15 protein-coding genes and 1 tRNA gene are annotated in these 18481 nt (G+C 64.5%); 3 read left to right on the forward strand and 13 right to left on the reverse strand.

Annotated elements, in window-relative coordinates:
- On the reverse strand, positions 1-1176 hold the full coding sequence (locus AC0L3U_RS01170; protein ID WP_473249091.1) for a two-component system sensor histidine kinase NtrB: 1176 nt from the start codon (positions 1174-1176) through the stop codon (positions 1-3).
- Positions 1173-2174 carry a tRNA dihydrouridine synthase DusB gene (gene dusB / locus AC0L3U_RS01175; protein ID WP_473360374.1) on the reverse strand — a complete coding sequence of 334 codons (1002 nt, stop codon included), beginning with the start codon at positions 2172-2174 and terminating at the stop codon, positions 1173-1175. The genes AC0L3U_RS01170 and dusB overlap by 4 nt, the downstream gene beginning before the upstream one ends.
- Before the next feature lie 283 nt (positions 2175-2457).
- On the opposite strand from dusB, the gene AC0L3U_RS01180 reads away from it, so the two are divergent.
- Together AC0L3U_RS01180 and AC0L3U_RS01185 are read left to right on the forward strand one after the other, a co-directional pair.
- Entirely contained in the window at positions 2458-3654 is a 1197-nt protein-coding gene (locus AC0L3U_RS01180; RefSeq protein WP_473360375.1) for a bifunctional 2-C-methyl-D-erythritol 4-phosphate cytidylyltransferase/2-C-methyl-D-erythritol 2,4-cyclodiphosphate synthase, read from the forward strand.
- Between the two features lie 3 nt (positions 3655-3657).
- The gene (locus AC0L3U_RS01185; RefSeq protein WP_473360376.1) at positions 3658-4266 is read left to right on the forward strand and encodes a CinA family protein; all 609 of its coding nucleotides are present in this window, start codon (positions 3658-3660) and stop codon (positions 4264-4266) included.
- 843 nt (positions 4267-5109) lie between these two features.
- On the opposite strand, the gene AC0L3U_RS01190 is transcribed toward AC0L3U_RS01185, so the two are convergent.
- Together AC0L3U_RS01190 and lipA are read right to left on the reverse strand one after the other, a co-directional pair.
- On the reverse strand, positions 5110-5580 hold the full coding sequence (locus AC0L3U_RS01190; protein ID WP_007591145.1) for a type II toxin-antitoxin system RatA family toxin: 471 nt from the start codon (positions 5578-5580) through the stop codon (positions 5110-5112).
- A 6-nt stretch (positions 5581-5586) separates the two neighbouring features.
- A complete protein-coding gene (lipA, locus tag AC0L3U_RS01195) occupies positions 5587-6543 on the reverse strand; it encodes a lipoyl synthase (RefSeq protein WP_473360377.1) in 957 nt (318 codons plus the stop codon).
- Between the two features lie 130 nt (positions 6544-6673).
- Here lipA and AC0L3U_RS01200 point away from each other — a divergent pair, with 130 nt between their 5' ends.
- A complete protein-coding gene (locus AC0L3U_RS01200; protein ID WP_473360378.1) occupies positions 6674-7276 on the forward strand; it encodes a DNA-3-methyladenine glycosylase in 603 nt (200 codons plus the stop codon).
- Between the two features lie 2 nt (positions 7277-7278).
- On the opposite strand, the gene AC0L3U_RS01205 is transcribed toward AC0L3U_RS01200, so the two are convergent.
- The 9 genes from AC0L3U_RS01205 to AC0L3U_RS01245 form a co-directional block, all read right to left on the reverse strand.
- Positions 7279-10155, reverse strand: a complete 2877-nt coding sequence (locus AC0L3U_RS01205) for a valine--tRNA ligase (RefSeq protein WP_473360379.1) — start codon at positions 10153-10155, stop codon at positions 7279-7281.
- 154 nt (positions 10156-10309) lie between these two features.
- Complete coding sequence (locus AC0L3U_RS01210) at positions 10310-11083, reverse strand: PopZ family protein (protein ID WP_473295477.1); 774 nt, start codon at positions 11081-11083, stop codon at positions 10310-10312.
- Positions 11084-11388: 305 nt separating this feature from the next.
- A complete protein-coding gene (locus tag AC0L3U_RS01215; RefSeq protein WP_456764391.1) occupies positions 11389-12789 on the reverse strand; it encodes a TolC family outer membrane protein in 1401 nt (466 codons plus the stop codon).
- 212 nt (positions 12790-13001) lie between these two features.
- Positions 13002-13664: a protein-L-isoaspartate O-methyltransferase family protein gene (locus AC0L3U_RS01220; RefSeq protein WP_473360380.1), complete on the reverse strand. Its 663-nt coding sequence runs from the start codon at positions 13662-13664 to the stop codon at positions 13002-13004.
- Positions 13665-13798: 134 nt separating this feature from the next.
- Positions 13799-13978, reverse strand: coding sequence for a hypothetical protein (locus AC0L3U_RS01225; protein WP_007591158.1), 180 nt, complete (start codon positions 13976-13978; stop codon positions 13799-13801).
- Between the two features lie 176 nt (positions 13979-14154).
- Positions 14155-14229: transfer RNA gene (locus tag AC0L3U_RS01230), tRNA-Asn, on the reverse strand.
- Positions 14230-14363: 134 nt separating this feature from the next.
- Positions 14364-14732 (reverse strand): hypothetical protein, encoded by a 369-nt coding sequence (locus AC0L3U_RS01235; RefSeq protein ID WP_473360381.1) that lies wholly within the window; start codon positions 14730-14732, stop codon positions 14364-14366.
- A gap of 967 nt (positions 14733-15699) precedes the next feature.
- Positions 15700-16083, reverse strand: a complete 384-nt coding sequence (locus tag AC0L3U_RS01240; RefSeq protein WP_473360382.1) for a RidA family protein — start codon at positions 16081-16083, stop codon at positions 15700-15702.
- 43 nt (positions 16084-16126) lie between these two features.
- Positions 16127-18460 (reverse strand): acetamidase/formamidase family protein, encoded by a 2334-nt coding sequence (locus AC0L3U_RS01245; protein WP_473360383.1) that lies wholly within the window; start codon positions 18458-18460, stop codon positions 16127-16129.
- Between the last annotated feature and the right edge of the window lie 21 nt (positions 18461-18481).

Raw genomic sequence — 18481 nt, forward strand, 5'->3', positions numbered from 1 at the left:
TCATTTTGCCCCCTGTGACGCAGACGACGACTTCCCGGCAGAGCCGTCGCGACTGCTTTGATCGGCATGTTTCACCGATGTGGAATACATCGGCATCAGCACGCGGAAGGTGGTCTTCCGCGGCTGAGATTCGCATTCGATGATGCCCCCGTGATCCCCGATGATCTTTGCGACCAGCGCAAGGCCCAGACCCGAGCCGGTCTGCTTGGTGGTGACAAAGGGATCGAACAGGTTGGGCAGAAGATCGTCCGGCACGCCTGGTCCGTTGTCCTTCACGCAGAATTCGAGCGGCAGGGATACACGGGATTTTTGACCGGGGACTGACAGGCGCACGCCTGGGCGAAACGCGGTGGTGAGCTGGATTTCGCCGTCGGGAACGTCGATCAGCGCTTCGGCGGCATTCTTCACCAGGTTGAGGAACACCTGGATGAGCTGGTCCTGGTTCGCCAGCACCGGCGGCAGCGAGGGATCGTAGTCCTCGACGAAGCGGATGTTGCGGGCAAAGCCGGACTGCGCCAGCCGTTTGACGTGATCGAGCACCGAATGGATGTTGACGGGGCCGCGCACCACGGGGCGCTCGTCGCCGAACACCTCCATGCGGTCGACCAGCGTCACGATGCGGTCGGCCTCGTCGCAGATCAGCCGCGTCAGCATGCGGTCTTCCGAGGAGGCCTGCTGCTCCAGGAGCTGCGCCGCGCCGCGGATGCCGGAGAGCGGGTTCTTGATTTCATGCGCCAGCATCGCTGCGAGCGCGATCACCGAGCGCGCGGCGCTGCGATGGGTGAGCTGGCGGTCCATCTTGTCGGCGATGGAGCGCTCCTGGAGCATCACCACGATATGGCCAGGCCGTTCCGTGACCGGGGCGACGTGCAGATCGACCTGGCGGTCTCCGCCCATGCGCGGCGTGCCCAGATCGACCTTGTATTCGTTGACCGGCGCGTTCGACGAACGCACCTGGTCGATCAGCGCCAGCAAGGGGCTGCCGAACGGCACCAGCTCTTTCAGCGACTGCCGCTTCAAGAACTGCGTCGAGATATCGAAGAAGGCTTCGGTTGCGATGTTGGCGGCGACGATCTTGCCGTCCGGCCCGATCATGAGCATGGGATTGGGCAGTGCGTCCAGGATGGCATCGCTGTCGGACGCAACGGGCCGACGATGTTCAGCGGCTGAGCTCATGCAGCGGCGCTCCATGCGAAGTCGTCGAAGGCATCTTGCAGTGATCGGTGGACGAGGCGCGGATCCTCCGAGGTGAGGATTTTCTGGCGCCAGGATTTCAGCTTCTCGGCCGGCGCACGGCTCACATCGGCCGCGACGTCGAGGGCCCAGCCCAGATGTTTTCGCGCGTGCCGCAGACCGATGCGCAGGCCGTAGAGCGCGCAGACGCCTTCATAAAGCGTGCGGACGTAATGCAGCTGCGTCTCGAGCGACGGCGTGGCTTCCGCCGCCCCGCCCTTCAGGCGCCGGCCGATCTGCCCGGGCAGCCAGGGCTGGCCCTGCGCGCCGCGGCCGATCATCACGGCATCGGCGCCGGAGGCCTCTAACGCCGCGAGCGCCTTCTCGAAAGTGGTGATGTCGCCATTGACGACGAGCGGAATGGAGATGGCCTCGCGTACGGCGCGGATCGCGTCCCAATCGGCCTCGCCCTTGTAGAACTGGCAGCGGGTGCGGCCGTGCACGGTGACGAGCTTGATGCCTGACGCCTGCGCGCGACGCGCCAGTTCCGGCGCGTTGCGGGTGCGGTCGTCCCAGCCGAGCCGCATCTTCAGCGTCACCGGTACCTTCACCGCCGCGATCGTTGCTTCGATTAGGCTGACGGCGTGGTCGAGGTCGCGCATCAAGGCGGAACCGGACTGGCCGCCGGTGACGTGACGGGCCGGACAGCCCATGTTGATGTCGATGATGTCGGCGCCGTCGGCTTCGGCAATCCGGGCGCCCTCTGCCATCCAGTGCGTCTCACAGCCGGCGAGCTGGACCACGTGCGGACCGATCCCGGTAGCTTCGCAGCGCAACCGGGACATATGATGGCCATTGGCGAGTTCGTCGCTGGCCGTCATTTCGGAGACCACCAGACCGGCCCCCAACTCCGCGGCCAGCCGGCGGACGGGCGAGTCAGTCACCCCCGACATCGGCGCCAGGAAGACCGGGGTGGCGACATCAATATCGCCTATCTTCAATGGCTTAGAGCCTGATACTGCCGAGCCGGTCACAGGGGTCTCGTTGCGTTGGCAGCGCCTCATCGCGCCTGCCATGACCTATCTTGCGCACAATTCTTGTGCAGTCAAGCGTCATGCCTACAGTTTAGACAGTTCTGACAATCTTTCAAGTGCAGTGCAGCAAAATGCTGTTTCCCACAATCCGGGGAAACCCCCTTTTTTTGCGGGCCTGCCGTGCTAGAGGCATGCGGCAATCACCCCCAACCCCCGACTCTCTTCATCATCAAATGAGTATTTGAGTCCTATGGCGAAATCACAGCGCACTGCAGTCGTCCTCGTCGCGGCCGGGCGCGGCCTGCGCGCAGGCGCCGGTGGCCCCAAGCAATATCGCGAGATCGGCGGCGTGCCGGTGATCTATCGTGCCATGGAGGCCTTCAGCCGTCATGCGGACGTGTTCGCGGTTCAGCCGGTCGTGAACCCCGACGACAGCGCCATGTTCACGGCAGCGGTCGCAGGGCTCAGCCACGAGGCGCCGGTCAACGGCGGCGCAACCCGGCAGGCCTCGGTGCTCGCCGGTCTCGAAGCGCTCGCCAGGCACAAGCCCGACATCGTGCTGATCCACGACGCCGCGCGCCCCTTCGTTTCGGAAGGCGTGATCACCCGCGCGATCGATGCGGCCAGCCGCACCGGCGCCGCGATCCCCGTCGTTCCCGTCACCGACACCATCAAGGTCACCGGCGAGAACGGTAATGTCGAGGACACGCCGGACCGGGCGCGGTTGCGGATCGCACAGACGCCGCAATCCTTTCGCTTCGACGTCATCCTCGAAGCGCATCGTCGCGCGGCCAAGGACGGCCGCAGCGATTTCACCGACGATGCCGCGATTGCCGAATGGGCGGGATTGACGGTTGCAACCTTTGAAGGCGATGTTGCCAATATGAAGCTCACCACCCCCGAGGATTTCGTGCGCGAGGAAGCGCGGCTGGCCAGCCTGCTCGGCGACATCAGGACCGGCACGGGCTACGACGTCCACGCCTTCGGCGACGGCGACCATCTCATGATCTGCGGCGTGCGCGTGCCGCACACCAAGGGCTTCCTGGCCCATTCCGACGGCGATGTCGGCCTGCACGCGCTGGTCGACGCCATCCTCGGCGCGCTCGCCGACGGCGATATCGGCTCGCACTTCCCGCCCAGCGACGCGAAGTGGAAAGGCGCCTCCTCCGACCAATTTTTGCAATACGCCATCGAGCGCGTCACCCAGCGCGGCGGCCGCATCGCCAATCTCGAGGTCACCATGATCTGCGAGCGGCCGAAGATCGGTCCCTTACGCGACACCATGCGCGCGCGCATCGCCGAGATCTCCGGCGTCGACATCTCCCGGGTCGCGGTCAAGGCGACCACCAGCGAGCGGCTCGGCTTCACCGGCCGCGAGGAAGGCATCGCGGCCACCGCGAGCGCCACCATCCGTCTGCCGTTTAACGAGAAGATTTGGAGTGTCTAGGCCATGGCCGGCAGCGACGCACGCGCCCTCTCCCGCTCGCTGCTCGATCTGTGCCGGATGCGCAAGCTGACGATCGCGACCGCTGAATCTTGCACCGGCGGCCTCGTCGCGGGCGCGCTGACCGACATTCCCGGCTCCTCCGACGTGATCGATCGGGGCTTCGTCACCTATTCCAACGACGCCAAGCGCGCGATGCTCGGGGTCGAGGCCGGCACGCTTGCGAATTTCGGCGCCGTCAGCAGGGAGACCGCAACGGCCATGGCGGTCGGCGCGCTGGAGCGTGCCGGCGTCGATCTTGCAGTCGCTATCACCGGCATTGCCGGACCCGGCGGCGCCACGCCGGGCAAGCCGGTGGGCCTCGTCCATTTCGCCGCCGCCGCGCGCGACGGACGTATCGTTCACCGCGAGCATCGCTTTGGCGCCATCGGCCGCACCGCCGTGCGTCAACGCTCTGTGGTCGAGGCGTTGCGCATGCTGATGGATCTCGCCCGCGGCCCAGTCCAGACCAAGCCGCGCCGTGAAGCCGCGGTAACCCGCCTGCGCCCCCGCGTGACACGCTCGCCGCGCCGGCACGCGGTCAAACGCAGGACTCCGCGGTCGCCGCGGGGATGACTCCCGTAGCCCAGATGGAGCGAAGCGCAATCCGGGATTCGTTCCGCGGATACGGCGTCCCGGACTACGCTTCGCTCCATCCGGGCTTCAATCCCTTGCGTTGCCCGACGGGCAAAACACCCAAACGACGGGTCAATCCGCTCGCGCGAAAAGATTCCACTTTGCCGAAATTCGGCTTTGGCGTATTCATCCCACCACCTCATCCCTGTCAGAGGGGCGTATCGCGATCGTCACGAACGCGGGGTGAGCTGCGGTGGACGCTAGTCACATCGGCGCGAAGGCCTCGCAGGGCGGCAAAACCGTGAGCGAAGGCGTCGCGCACACGACCGGTGCGACCAGCGTACGGCAAAACCGTGTCGTCCTGACGCCCGGGGTCTGTGCGTCAAGTCTTGTGGTGATGTGGGCGGCCCGACCGGGCATCCGCATCAGCCATCCGCAAGGCGACGGGGGCAATAGTGCATCGCTCCCCGGGGAGAACTCGGCATAAGCCGTCAAACCACTGCGCAGGGAAGGCCGTGTGTTGGGCTTCACCTGTATGCCGCTGTGCAGCCTCTTGTAGCGCAACCTTCGCACAGTGGACCGTGGGTGCCAGCCGGCACCCGGCCTTCCCTGCGCCCTCTGGCAATTGGGGGCGACGCCAAAAGCCAAGCTCGGGCGAGACACGCCGCGGGGCTGCACACCCGTGTCTGCGACGGAGGACGAGAGTTGTTGGAGAGTGTCGACGCCGCCTCCTCAGTCATTGCGAGCGGAGCGAAGCAATCCAGAGTCCCTCCGCCGAGGGATTCTGGATTGCTTCGTCGCAAGGGCTCCTCGCAATGACGGAGGAGAGAGCGTGCCCGTCCACTACGACGACGCCAGCTTCCGCCGTCCGTAGATCGCATCCGCCCGCTTCTCGAACGCGATGGAAAATCGCGCGAACGCGGCGTCGAACATCGAGCCCATCAGGAGCGCGAGCATGCGGCTCTTGAACTCGTAGGCGAGGAAGAAGCCGACATCGCAAACGCTCTCGCCTTTGGGCTCGAACGTCCAGCGGTTTTCCAGATTGCTGAAAGGACCTTGCAGATATTCGACCAGGATCTTCAAATTGGCGCGGTCGAGCGTCACGCGGCTGGTGAAGGATTCCCTGACCAGCTTGAACGACACCGTCATGTCCGCGACCAGCACCTCGGTGCCGTCGGGCTTCGCCATGCGCTGACGGACCTTCAGCGCGCTGCACAGCGGCACGAATTCCGGGTAGCGCTCGACGTCGGCGACCAGATCAAACATCTCGGACGCGCTGTGATCGACACGGCGCTTGCTCGAAAAATTGGGCATGGCGATTCAGCGGGCGCTTGCTGCCCGCGCGGCCTTCAGTTTCGCAAAATCCTCGCCGGCGTGATGCGACGAACGCGTGAGCGGGCTCGCCGACACCATCAGGAAGCCCTTGGTGTAGGCGACCTTCTCGTAGGACGAAAACTCGTCCGGCGGCACGTAGCGCATCACGGCGTGATGCTTGCGGGTCGGTTGGAGATATTGCCCGATGGTCAGGAAATCGACGTCGGCGGAACGCAGATCGTCCATCACCTGCTGCACCTCGTGGCGCTCCTCGCCGAGGCCGACCATGATGCCGGATTTGGTGAAGATGGTGGGATCGAGCTCCTTGACCCGCTGCAGCAGCCGGATCGAATGGAAATAGCGCGCGCCCGGCCGCACGGTGAGATAGCACGACGGCACGGTCTCAAGATTGTGGTTGAACACGTCGGGCTTCGCCGCGACGACGATTTCCAGCGCTCCCTCCTTGCGCAGGAAATCGGGCGTGAGGATTTCGATCGTGGTCGAGGGGCATGCAGCGCGGATCGCGCGGATGGTCTGAGCGAAATGCTCGGCGCCGCCATCAGTGAGATCGTCGCGGTCGACGGAGGTTATGACGACATGGGCAAGCCCGAGCTTGGCCACGGCCTCGCCGACGTTCTGCGGCTCGGCTGCGTCGAGCGCATTCGGCATGCCGGTCTTGACGTTGCAGAACGCACAGGCGCGGGTGCAGGTGTCGCCCATGATCATGAAGGTCGCGTGCTTCTTGTCCCAGCACTCGCCGATATTCGGGCAGCCCGCCTCCTCGCACACCGTATGCAGGCCGTTGGCGCGCACGATGTTGCGGGTGTCGGCATAGCCGCGGGTGTTGGGCGCGCGTACGCGGATCCAGTCCGGCTTCGGCGGCGAAGCGGAATCGGGCCGGTTCACCTTTTCGGGGTGACGCGGGCGCAGCGGGTTCGAGATGGTATCGACAATAACGACCATGGGATGTCCGGTCTGACCAAGTCCTACCTAGTCGGTCTGGCCGGGCATCGCAACCCGGCTCGCCCCGCTTCAGGGAACATGGCAGATATAGGCAATATCCTGCTCTGTTCTCTGGCGATTCTCACCTCGAATGGCTCCAGTCTTGAAACCTTCCACACCCCGGCTCGGCAAAGCGCTGAAGCGTGCCTTTTTCGCGCGCAGCGTCCACGAGGTCGCGCCCGACTTGATCGGTGCGACCATGCTGGTCGACGGCGTCGGCGGGATCATCGTCGAGGTCGAGGCCTATCATCATACCGAGCCGGCGGCGCACTCCTACAATGGCCCCACGCCGCGGAACCAGGTGATGTTCGGCCCGCCCGGCTTTGCCTATGTCTACCGCTCCTACGGCATCCATTGGTGCGTGAACTTCGTCTGCGAGGAAGAAGGCTCGGCCAGCGCCGTGCTGATCCGCGCGTTGGAGCCGACCCACGGCATCGCTGCGATGCGCCGCCGCCGCCATCTCCAGGATTTGCACGCGTTGTGCTCGGGCCCGGGCAAGCTGACCGAAGCGCTTGGCATCACCATCGCGCACAATGCCCTGCCGCTGGACCGTCCGCCGATCGCGCTGCATGCGCGGACGGGGGATCTGGAGGTCGTGGCCGGAATCCGGATCGGCATCACCAAGGCCATCGAGCTGCCCTGGCGCTATGGCGTCAGGGGCTCGAAGTTTTTGAGCAAGCCGTTCCCGAAATAAGCCTACGAGGCCTGCTTCAGCCGCTCCAGCGCCTCGAGCAGCTTGGCCTTGCGGGCGAGCGCAGCCTCACGCTTTTCGCGCTCCTCCTCGACGACCTCCTCGGCCGCGTTGGCGACGAATTTCTCGTTCGCCAGCTTGGACTCCGCGCGCTTGATGTCGGAATCGGCCTTCCCGATTTCCTTGTCGAGGCGCGTGCGCTCAGCGGCGACGTCGATCACGCCCTTCAGCGGCAGCGCAGCTACCTCGCCTCGCACCAGGAGCTGAACCGCGCCGTCGGGTGCACGGTCGGCGAAGGAGATGTCCGACAGCCGCGCCATGCGCTTGATGACGTCGCTCCAGCGCGGCGCGCGCTCCTTGGTCTCGGCCGAGGCACTCGCGAGCACCAGCGCGGTCAGGGTCGCCGGTGGAATGTTCATCTCGGCGCGCACCGAACGGATCTGCGTGACGAGGTCGATCACCCAGCCGATCTCGGCCTCGGCCGCGGGATCGGTGAAGTCGGCATGGTCGAAGATCGGCAGCACCCAAACCGGGGAGACGAGCGCGTCGGTCGGCCCCGTCGTCGCCGCGAGCATCGCAAGCTGCTCCGGCGTCGGCCCGGCCGGCTTCAGCGGCCACGGTGCCAGCGCGAGCAGACCGTCGCGCTTGGCCGTCACCTCCCACAGCTCCTCGGTGATGAAGGGCATGAAGGGGTGCAGCAGCTTCAGGATCTCGTCGCGCGCCCATGCCACCATGGCGCGGGTCTCGGCCTTGGCAGGGCTGTCGGGACCGAGCAGCACGGGTTTTGCGAGCTCGAGATACCAGTCGCAATAGACGTTCCAAACGAAGCGGTAGATGCTGCCGGCGGCGTCATTGAAGCGATAGGCCTCGATCGCCTCGGTCACCTCGCGCGTGGTGTGCGCGCTCTCATGCGCGATCCAGCGGTTCAGCGTCTCCTTGACCTTGGCCGGCTCGAACCCCTCCGGCACGGCGCAGTGATTCATCTCCGCGAAGCGCGACGCATTCCAGAGCTTGGTCGCGAAATTGCGATAGCCCTCGACCCGGCTGGTGGCGAGCTTGATGTCGCGTCCCTGCGCGGCCATCGCTGCCAGCGTGAAGCGCAGCGCGTCCGCACCATATTGGTCGATCAGGCTGAGTGGATCGATGACGTTGCCCTTCGACTTCGACATCTTGGCGCCCTTCTCGTCACGGACGAGGGCGTGGATGTAGATCGTCGAGAACGGCACCTCCTTCATGAAGTGCAGGCCCATCATCATCATGCGGGCGACCCAGAAGAAGATGATGTCGAAGCCGGTCACCAGCGCGTTGGTCGGGTAGTAGCGCTGCACTTCCGGCGCGTCCGCGGGCCAGCCGAGCGTCGAGAACGGCCACAGCGCCGAGGAGAACCAGGTGTCGAGCACATCCTCATCGCGCGTGATGAAGCCGTCACGCTTGTTGCGGTCGAGCGCCATCTCGCGGCCCTGCTCGACCGTGATGACTTCCTGCTCGACGTAATAGCCGAGGGCGTGGCTGACGGCCTCCTCTTCGGTCTCGGCGACGAACACCTTGCCGTCAGGACCGTACCAGGCCGGGATCTGGTGGCCCCACCAGAGCTGGCGCGAGATGCACCAGGGCTGGATGTTCTCCATCCACTCGAAATAGGTTTTTTCCCAGTTCTTCGGCACGAAGGTGGTTTCGCCCGAACGCACGGCGGCCATCGCGGGCTTCGCCAGCGTCTTGGCGTCGACATACCATTGGTCGGTGAGATAGGGCTCGATCACCGTGCCGGAGCGGTCGCCATGCGGCACCATGTGGGTGTGGGGCTCGATCCGCTCGACGAAGCCGAACGATTCCAGCCGCTCGACGATGCGCTTGCGCGCTGCAAAGCGATCGAGCTTGTTGAACTCCTCGGCGAACTGCGCGGCACCTTCCGGCAGGTCGCGCAGATAATCCTCGTTGTCGAGCAGATCGAGGCAACCCTCCTTGTCGATGACGCTGATCCGGGCAAGGCCATGGCGATTGCCGACCTCGAAGTCGTTGAAGTCGTGCGCCGGTGTCACCTTGACCGCTCCCGAGCCCTTCTCCGGATCGGAATAGTCGTCGGCGACGATGCGGATCTTGCGGCCGACCAGCGGCAGGATCACGTTCTTGCCGACCAGCTTCTGATAGCGCTCGTCTTCGGGATGCACGGCGACGCCGGTATCGCCGAGCATGGTCTCTGGGCGCGTGGTGGCAACGACGATGAAGCTCGAGGGATCCTCGGGGCTGAAAGTCTTGCCCTCGATCGGATAGCGCAAGTACCAGAGGCTGCCCTTGACCTCGGTCTGCTGCACTTCGAGATCGGAGATCGCGGTGAGCAGCTTGGTGTCCCAGTTCACCAGCCGCTTGTCCTTGTAGATCAGGCCGTCGCGGTGCAGCTCGACGAACACCTTGACCACGGCCTTGGACAGGCCCTCGTCCATGGTGAAGCGTTCGCGCGACCAGTCGCAGGAGGCGCCGAGCCGCTTGAGCTGGTTGATGATGGTGTCGCCGCTCTCGGCTTTCCACTGCCAGACCCGCTCCAGAAACTTCTCGCGGCCCATCTCGCGACGGCTGGGCTGCTGGCGCTCCATCAACTGCCGCTCGACCACCATCTGGGTGGCGATGCCGGCATGGTCGGTGCCGGGCTGCCACAGCACGTCGCGACCGCGCATGCGCTCGAACCGGCACAGGATGTCCTGGAGCGTGTTGTTGAGCGCGTGGCCCATGTGCAGCGAGCCCGTCACGTTCGGCGGCGGGATCACAATGGTAAAGGGCACAGCGTCGCGGCGGTCCGGGCGGCCGGCCTTGAAGGCAAGGCTGTCCTCCCACACGACGGACATGCGGGCTTCGATATCGGCGGGCTGGTAATTTTTCTCGATCATGGCGCTGTTAGAAAGCCGCGCACGGGGTCCAAGTCAACGGACAAGTCAACGGAAAGGTCAAAGGAAAGCCAGGCGGCAACAAAGCTTTCCGGGTACGGTCGGGAGGCCGAATATGACGGACAAGCAGGGCTTTATGAGGGCTCTGCGGCCCGATTTACCTGCCGCCGCGCGATACCCGCTCGATTTCGGCCTTCACGATGCGTTCAACGAGGCCGGGCAAATTGTCGTCCAGCCAGGATTTCAGCATCGGACGCAGCATCTCCTTGACCAGATCCTCCAGCGTTCGCGCATTGCTGCTGAGCACCGTGTGGGCCAGGGAATTGAAGGCGGATTCGACCGCGGAGACCGTCGATTGCGCCAGGATCGGCTGTTGGGGCGGCAGTGGCGGCGCATCGAAATCCACCGGCGCATAGGATGCCGGCGTCGGACGCGGCGGCGGCGATTCGGCGAATTCGAGATCGTCGCGCGGCTCGACCTTGCGGAAGCTCGGCGGCGGCGGAGCCGGCGTTGGCTCCATCGCCAGCGCCATATCGTCGGTCAATTCCAGCACGTCGGGCTCAGGTTCGGGCTCCGGCTCGGGAGCACGGATTTCCGGCGCAGCGGTGGCCGTGTCGAGGCCCGCCAGCAGCGCGTCGATATCGTCCTGATTGTTGGATGCATCCGCCTCGGGTGCCGGGGCCGGCGGCGCTGCCGGCTTTGCGGCCGGAGCCGGTGCGGGCTTTTCGGCGGCCGGTTTGGGCGGCGCGACCTTGGATGGCGGAATATCGTTGATCGCCTGCGGCTTCGGTGGCGCGGCGGGGGCGGCAGCTTTGTCGGGCTTGGCAGCATCCGCCGGCGGCGGCTTGGCCTCATCGTCGGCAATGATGCGCCGGATCGAGGCCAGAATCTCCTCCATCGAGGGTTCTGTGACCTTTGCAGGCTGCGTCATCTCCGACTCCACATCATCAACGCCCTCGCATGCGTTGTTTTACACCAAGCACAACAGGATTGGCCGGTTCCGGATGGGTGGCCCGACATTTTCGTCACGGCAGCCCGACTTGTCCCCAGATGACGGCTCAACGTGCAGCGGTGCGTCCCTGCCCTCGGCACTCATGCTTTACGCACACGGCATCGGATGCAGAGCGAATCGACCCGCATCTTCTTGGCAAGGCTATGTCAGGGATTTTGCTGATTGCAAGCAAAGCACCGGTCGGCCTCGGCTATTTGCGAGGCCGACCGGATGATTACGGGACTCTAGCGTCCGTCAGGCGTACGCACGCCGGCCCAGCTGTCGCGGACCTGGTGGTAGTGGACGCTGGGATCGTAGACCGTGGTGTTGAGGCCAAGAACCTGCGGCGCGAGACGGCCGACCGCATTGAGCACCGAATAGGACGCCACCACGCGGTCATGCTGGGCAGTGACGAGCGCAACGCGTGCGTTCACCAGCGCCTGCTGCGCGTTGAGCACGTCGAGCGTGGTGCGCTGGCCGGCCTTGGCTTCCTCGCGCACACCATTCAGCGCGATCTCGGAGGCCGTGACCTGCGCCTGCGCGGACTGCACCTGCGCCTTGCCGGCTTCCAACTGGCCCCAGGCCTGCACGACGTTGGCGCGGGTCTGATCGCGTGTGGTTTCAAGATTCAGGCGCTGCTGCGCCAGGTTCTCTTTCGATTGGCGGATCAGCGCATATTCAGTGCCGCCCTGATAGATCGGCACAGCGACTGTCGCGAGGGCGGACGCGGAACTCGTTCGGAAGAGGGTTAGCTGCTGCTGGTAGGCTGTGCTGGCAGTAGCCGCGACCGTGACCGTCGGCAGCAAAGCGCCTTCGTTGATCTTGACCTGCAGGTAGTTGACGTCGATGCCATACATGGCAGCCGTAACGTTGGGATTCTCGACAAGGCTGAGACCAACGGCGGAGGCGATCGTCGCAGGAAGGAAGCGATCGACTGGCGAGCCGGGGGCGAGGGCCGCCGGCTCGTTGCCGATGATCCGGCGGAAGTTCGCGCGCGTCGTCGTGAGATTCGATTCGGCGGTCAGGGCCTGGGTCCTGCCGGCAGCCAGCTGCGCTTCGGATTGCGCCACGTCCGTACGCGTCACCTCGCCGACGTTGAAGCGATCGCGGGTTTGCTTGAGCGTTTGTTCGAGCACGCGCACGTTGCTGCGCTGAACTTCGAGAGTCGCCGAATCACGCAGGTAGTCCATGTAGGTCGTGGCAGCCTGCAACAGGACCGTCTGCTCGAGCACGCGCAACGCCTCGCGGGATCCCGAGACCTGGCTCTCCGCCGCGCGCGTCCTATTGGCGGTCTGATTGCCGTTGTAGAGTGTCTGGCTGACGCTCACGCTGGCGCTGTTGGGCTGAAGCAAGCCGGAGATCGACTTGGGGGTGGGGGGGACGACATTCTGCGTCGCCTGGACGTCCTGATATTGATACCCGCTGCCGAGGGTCATATTGACCTTGGGCCGATAGCCCGACAGCGCCTGCGGCACGTTCTCGTCAGTCGAGCGCACCTGGGCGCGCTGCGCGTTCAGCTGCGGATTGTTCTGATAGGCGCGCACCAGCGCGGCCTCGATCGTATCCGCCAAGGCAGGCGTCGGCGCGACAAGCGCCAGCAGCAGGACCGAAACCGCTGCTCCGGTGAAGAGCTTCACCCCATGCATCCAAAAATTCCGTTCATTCTAACGCCCGGCTCGTGCCCGCGAGCTGGGTAACGTCTACGAGTGGAGTCGTTGCCCCGCCGCAACATAGGACGCGGTCAAGCGCGACGGAACTACCTGAGGGTAGTTCGCGGTGGAAACTCTTCACGTGCAGCATCCCGGCCACACTTCTGATTCAGAACGGGATTTTAACGGGCTAAAGCCGCTATCGGCTGTCAGAAGACGAAGGCGGCGGCCCGTTCCAGCCCGGGAAGGACCGGGGCCGCGGCATCGAACAGCGCCCGATGGCCGAATTCGCCGTGGGTATGGGTCACGATCATGGCGCGCGGCGGCCTGGATTCGGCCGAAACCCCCAACAGGCGCCCACCCTCCTTGAGCTGCCCGAGCAGCCCTGCCGGCGTCACCTCGGTGGCACCGTTGAGGACGATCACATCATAGGGACCAGCGGCGGCATCACCCTCGGTGCAGGCCGCGGCCTTGCAGGTCACGTTGGCAAGCCCAAGGGCGGCGAAGGCGTCCTTGGCCTTCGCGGCCAAGGCCGAATCGCATTCCGTCGCGGTGACCTGGTGCGCGAGCTGGGCGGTCAGCGCTGCAAGATAGCCCGTGGCACAGCCGACGACCAGGACGTTGTCACCCTCGCCGATTTCAGCGGCCTGGAGCAGCTTGCCGGTCAGCTGCGGCTTGATCAGGAAGCGCTTGGTGCCGCCCTCGCTGACGTCGAGATCGAGGTCGAGATACGCCAACGCCTGCCGGCTGGCCGGTACGAAGGCCTCGCGCGGAACCATGAGCATGGCGTCGAGAACACGGCGATCGGTGACGTCACTGGTGCGCACCTGGCCATCGACCATTTTTAGGCGCGCCGTCGAGAAAACGGACATTTGCGGACCCTGCAAGGCGGACGATGCCGCGGACGAAAGTTGGCGGCATCTTTGGAACAGGCCCTGCGAAAACGCAACATGGCTTTGGCCCCGCGAACCGGGCCTTTCCGCATCTCGCAACGTCGCGGGCGAGACTATTCGATCGTGACCGCGAGGCGGCCGATCAATGCGGCGACTTCGTCCAGCCGTGCCGAATCGTGGGTCTCGACCGCGCGCGCCAGACAGGCGAGGCATTCGTCGTCGCTCAGTTCGGGGATGTCCGCCGGCAGAATGGAGGGAGCCAGCGGGGAACGGTCGACCTGGATGTCTCGCATGGGAATCAGCTCCGTAAAGGACCGGCCTCTGGAAGCTCGATTTCAATTGAGTCGTTTTGGCGTCGCCGCGGAGGATACGGGCTCGTCACGGTACACATCTAATTGAGAATTTGCCGTAACGAGATCGCGCGCCAGATCAGAGTCTTGGCGCAAACCATTGAAGATGAAGCGGAATTTGGCTCCCCGGGCTGGATTCGAACCAGCGACCATCCGATTAACAGTCGGATGCTCTACCGCTGAGCTACCGAGGAAAAGGGCGAACCCGTCGTTCGCGCGCGGCTGCGTATAACAAAGCCGCTTGCGCTTGCAAAGGACGAATTCGCCATCTCGCACATTGCGGCGAGGAAGGGCGCGTGGCCCCTCCTCCGCCTGGTCTCAGGTCAAGTTACTCGGCGACGAACGAAGTGGTCTTGGTGCCGGAATCGTAGCGCAGCCGAAGCGCGGTGAACTTGCAGAGGTTGACGTTCTTCCAGAGCACGGTCTCGTCATAGTTCTGCCAGTCGACGCGGACGTTCCAGACGCATCCTTCGTCGTCATCGTCGAACTCGACATAGGTGCTCGCCTGGTTCTGCAAAACCTTGTCCAGCTCGTTGTCCCATTCGTCCATGCCATCGTCCGGGGCGTTGAAGCCCAGGAATTTGATCGCATAGCCGGTCTCGTTGACGACAGTGACGTTGCGCGCGTCAGCCGCGAACGACGGCGCGGCGGCCATCGATAGACCGATCGCGATCAGTGCAGACAGAAAATACTTCATATGAAATTCCCCCGATCGAAACGGGCTTTCGGTGCCTGACGTCGATCGGCGCAGGCGCCGCGGCAACCAATGGCGTTGCCTCGAAGGATTCGTCGGAGGCGCAATCGAAAGGTTCAAGACGCGATCGATCCGCCTCCGGCGCGTTGCACGACACGAGACGCGCAACGAGCCAATTCTTACCGATTCGAATTCTCCGCAGCAATGAACCGGCATTCATAGATCGGCGCGGCTTGCTGTCTCCGGCGCGGGCGCCGCGTGCGGAATGTGATTTTCGTCGCAGGCACAGCTTCGCGCCCTCGCGGCTTGGCTCGCCCGAGCTTTGCTTCGTCTCGTCCACCCTCCTCGTCAGAGGGCGCAGGGAAGACCGGGTGCCGGCTGGCACCCACGGTCCACTGTGCGAAGGTTGCGCTACAAGAGGTTGCACAGCGGCATACAGGTGAAGCCCAACACACGGCCTTCCCTGCGCAGTGGTTTGACGGCTTATGCCGAGCTCTCCCCGGGGAGCGATGCACTATTGCCCCCGTCGCCTTGCGGATGGCTGATGCGAATGCCCGGTCGAGCAGCCCACATCACCACAAGACTTGACGCACAGACCCCGGGCGTCAGGACGACACGGTTTTGCCGTACGCTAATAGCATCGGTCGTGTGCGCGATGCCCTCGCTCACGGTTTCCCGCCCTGCGAAGCCCTTCGCGCCGATGTGACTAGCGTCCACCGCAGCTCACCCCGCGTTCGTGACGATCGCGATACGCCCCTCTGACCGGGGTGAGGTGGCGACAAGATGCGATAAATCAGAATTTCTGTAAAGGCGAATATTTTCGCGCCAGCGGATTGACTTGTCGTTTGGGTGTTTTGCACGTCGGGCAACGCAAGGGATTGTAGCCCGGATGAGCGAAGCGACATCCGGGACTCGTTCGCGCGGCAGTCCCGGATATCGCTTCGCTCATCCGGGCTACGAAAAGCCGAACTCACGGCCGGCGGCAGACCAGGTCAATCTCGATCAGCGCGTCATAGGCAAGCCCGGTGACACCGACGCAGGTGCGGGCCGGCAGGCGGTCGGGCGGAAAGAACCCGCGATAAGTCTCGTTCATTGCGGCGTAGTCTTCCTTGAAACGTGTGAGATAAATGCGTGTCATCACGACGTGTTCGAGACCGAGATCGACGCCCGCCAATACTACCTTCAAATTCTCCATCACCGCCCTCGTCTGCGCGACGATGCCGTCGGGCAACACGCCCGGTGTTTGCGGCGTGTCCGGCATCTGGCCGGTGACGAAGACAAAACCGTCGGTCTCCACCGCGTGGCTGAAGGGCGCGACCGGCTTCGGTCCGCCGCTGATCATGTGGAATTTCACTGGGGTTCCTTGTTACGGGCGCGTCTTTTCACGGAAGGCTTGTCTAAGGGAAGGTTTGAAACAGGCGCTTGCTGATGATCGCGTGCACGCCCCAATTGCCGTCCACCACCTGCGTGACGCCGAAGTCGACGGCGGCCGACATCAGCGCGATCGCCTCGTCCTCGCTCAGCCCCTTCACGTTCATCAGGAAGCGTCGCATCTTGCGAAACGCATCTTTCATGGCGAGGTCGAGCGAGGACTTTGCGTAGACTTCGCTCTGGCCCTGAGCGCCGAACTCGGCGAGGTAGTTGGGATGGCTGAATCCGGTCAGGACCCAATCGGACTCGGTCTCGATCAGGGGATAAGACAGATCGGCGAAGGGCTGACCGGCGAGGTCGGCCTTCTTGTGCAGGATCACCTCGAAGGTTCCGGTCATTGAGCATTCAATCGCGGTGCCGCTCAATTCGCCGTCACCTTGCGTGGCATGGGGATCGCCGACCGACAACAATGCGCCGGGAACGGAGACCGGAAGATAGACGGTCGCCCCCTTCCCGAGGCGCCAATTGTCGAGATTGCCGCCGAAATAGGACGGCGGCACGGAGTCGATGAAATCGACCTCACGCGGCGCCACCGCGATCACGCCGAAATGCGGGCGCAAGGGAATGCGGATGCCGTCGAGCACGGCGTGGCGGCGCTTCACCGTGCCGGGCAATACCGGAACGCCGGGATAGTCGTAGGTGGCGTGCACCACGCCAAACGGGTCGGTCTGCGGCTCCCAGCGGTAGGAATACAGCGCCCGGGCATGCGGCGCGTCGGCGTCGTCGAAGATTTCATAGATCGTCACGACCTCGCGCGGCTTCGGCCCTGAAAGAAATTCGTCGTAGTGATAGCCCCACCAGGCCGCGACCGAGGAGCCGAACACGCGCCCTGAATGTTTCGGATGACGACTTGTGCGCGGTACGATGTCGAGGATCCGCACTTCCAGCACGTCGCCGGGCTGGGCGTCCTTCACCGACACGGGCCCTGTACAGATGTGCACGCCAAAGCCTTCGCCGGCGCCGCGTCCGAATATGCTGGCATCCATCGGACCCGCGCCGCGCCGATCCACGTTCTTCCTTGCCTTGGTCCAGCCGAATACGCTTTCGGCGGCGGTGTCGCCCGCGATCATCAGCTCAGGATCGTCGGAGGCGTGCTGCGTCAGCGTTTCGATGGTGATGGTATCACCCGAGGCGATCTCGAGCTGCGGCTGTAACGAGCGACTGAAATATCCCCAATGAACGCGGTTCGCTTCGATCGGAAGATGATGATGTTTGCGTTCGGCCGTTCTCGGCTCATCGATGTCGGTACGGGCGAGATTGCCGCGCGCCTCGGCACTCGCCTGGTGCACGCGAAGCTGCGCCAGCGCATCCTGCGGCCAGCCGCGCTGACCGGTTATCCCATGCTGCGTCGTCGCCCGCTCCGCCTCCTGCTGGCGAAACTCGCGCGGCGGCAGTCCGAAGCGATGGCGGAAGGCACGGCTGAAATGGGCGGAATCGCCAAAACCATAGGCGTAGGCGATCTCCGAGATCGAGCGATGCGCCTCGGACGGATTGGACAGATCGGCCCAGGCGCGCTGCAGCCGCCGCTCGCGCACGTAATGAGTAAAGTTGTCGCTGACGCTCTCGAACAGCTTTTGCAGATAGCGCTCGGAAATTCCTTCGGCCTGCGCGACGCGCGCGGGCACCAGTTCGGGATCGTCGAGGCGGCGTTCGATGGTCTGGCAGATCCGGTGCAGGAGGGCCGACTGCGTCGCGCTCGAACCGGCGTCGGACGTCGAAGCGGCCAATTGATGGGCGAGTGTCAGCAGGAGATCCACGAGCGACTGCGCGACCGCATTCCATTCGGCATCGCTCAGCGTGTCGAGCGTGCGCGCGGTCGCATCCATCAAGCGCGCGAAGACGTCGGCAAAGCCGCTGGGCGGAACGACCCGGGGTTCGCCGAGCCGCGGCCTGCCCGAGCGCCGTCCGTGCTGCGCCTCCGACGTCACCGACAGCACGACGGCGCGCATGTCGCGCTGGAATACGATGCTCCAGTCCCCGCTCCGCGGCAGCAGCACGAGATGGCCGACCGGAACGATACGATGGCCGGCGGCGCTCTTGAGCACCATGCCGTCTTCGACCGGCATCAGCGCGATCGGAACGTCGTCGTTGGATTGCGCGAGCGGTCCGATCGTCTGTGCGCCGGCGGCCATGCGTGTGAGCGTAACACCTGCGGCTTGACGGTGCGATGCGGTCGCATGCCCGTCGAAGAAGGACTGACCGGTAGCAGGTTGCAGGCCCACCGCAGCCAGCACGTCCCGCCAGGCTTCGGGGCGGTCGTCTTGCGCGTAGGACTCGCTGGTGAAGGGACGGAAGCTCATTGGATCGACCCAGATTGCAGT

Source organism: Bradyrhizobium sp. Kon69, assembly GCF_055807515.1.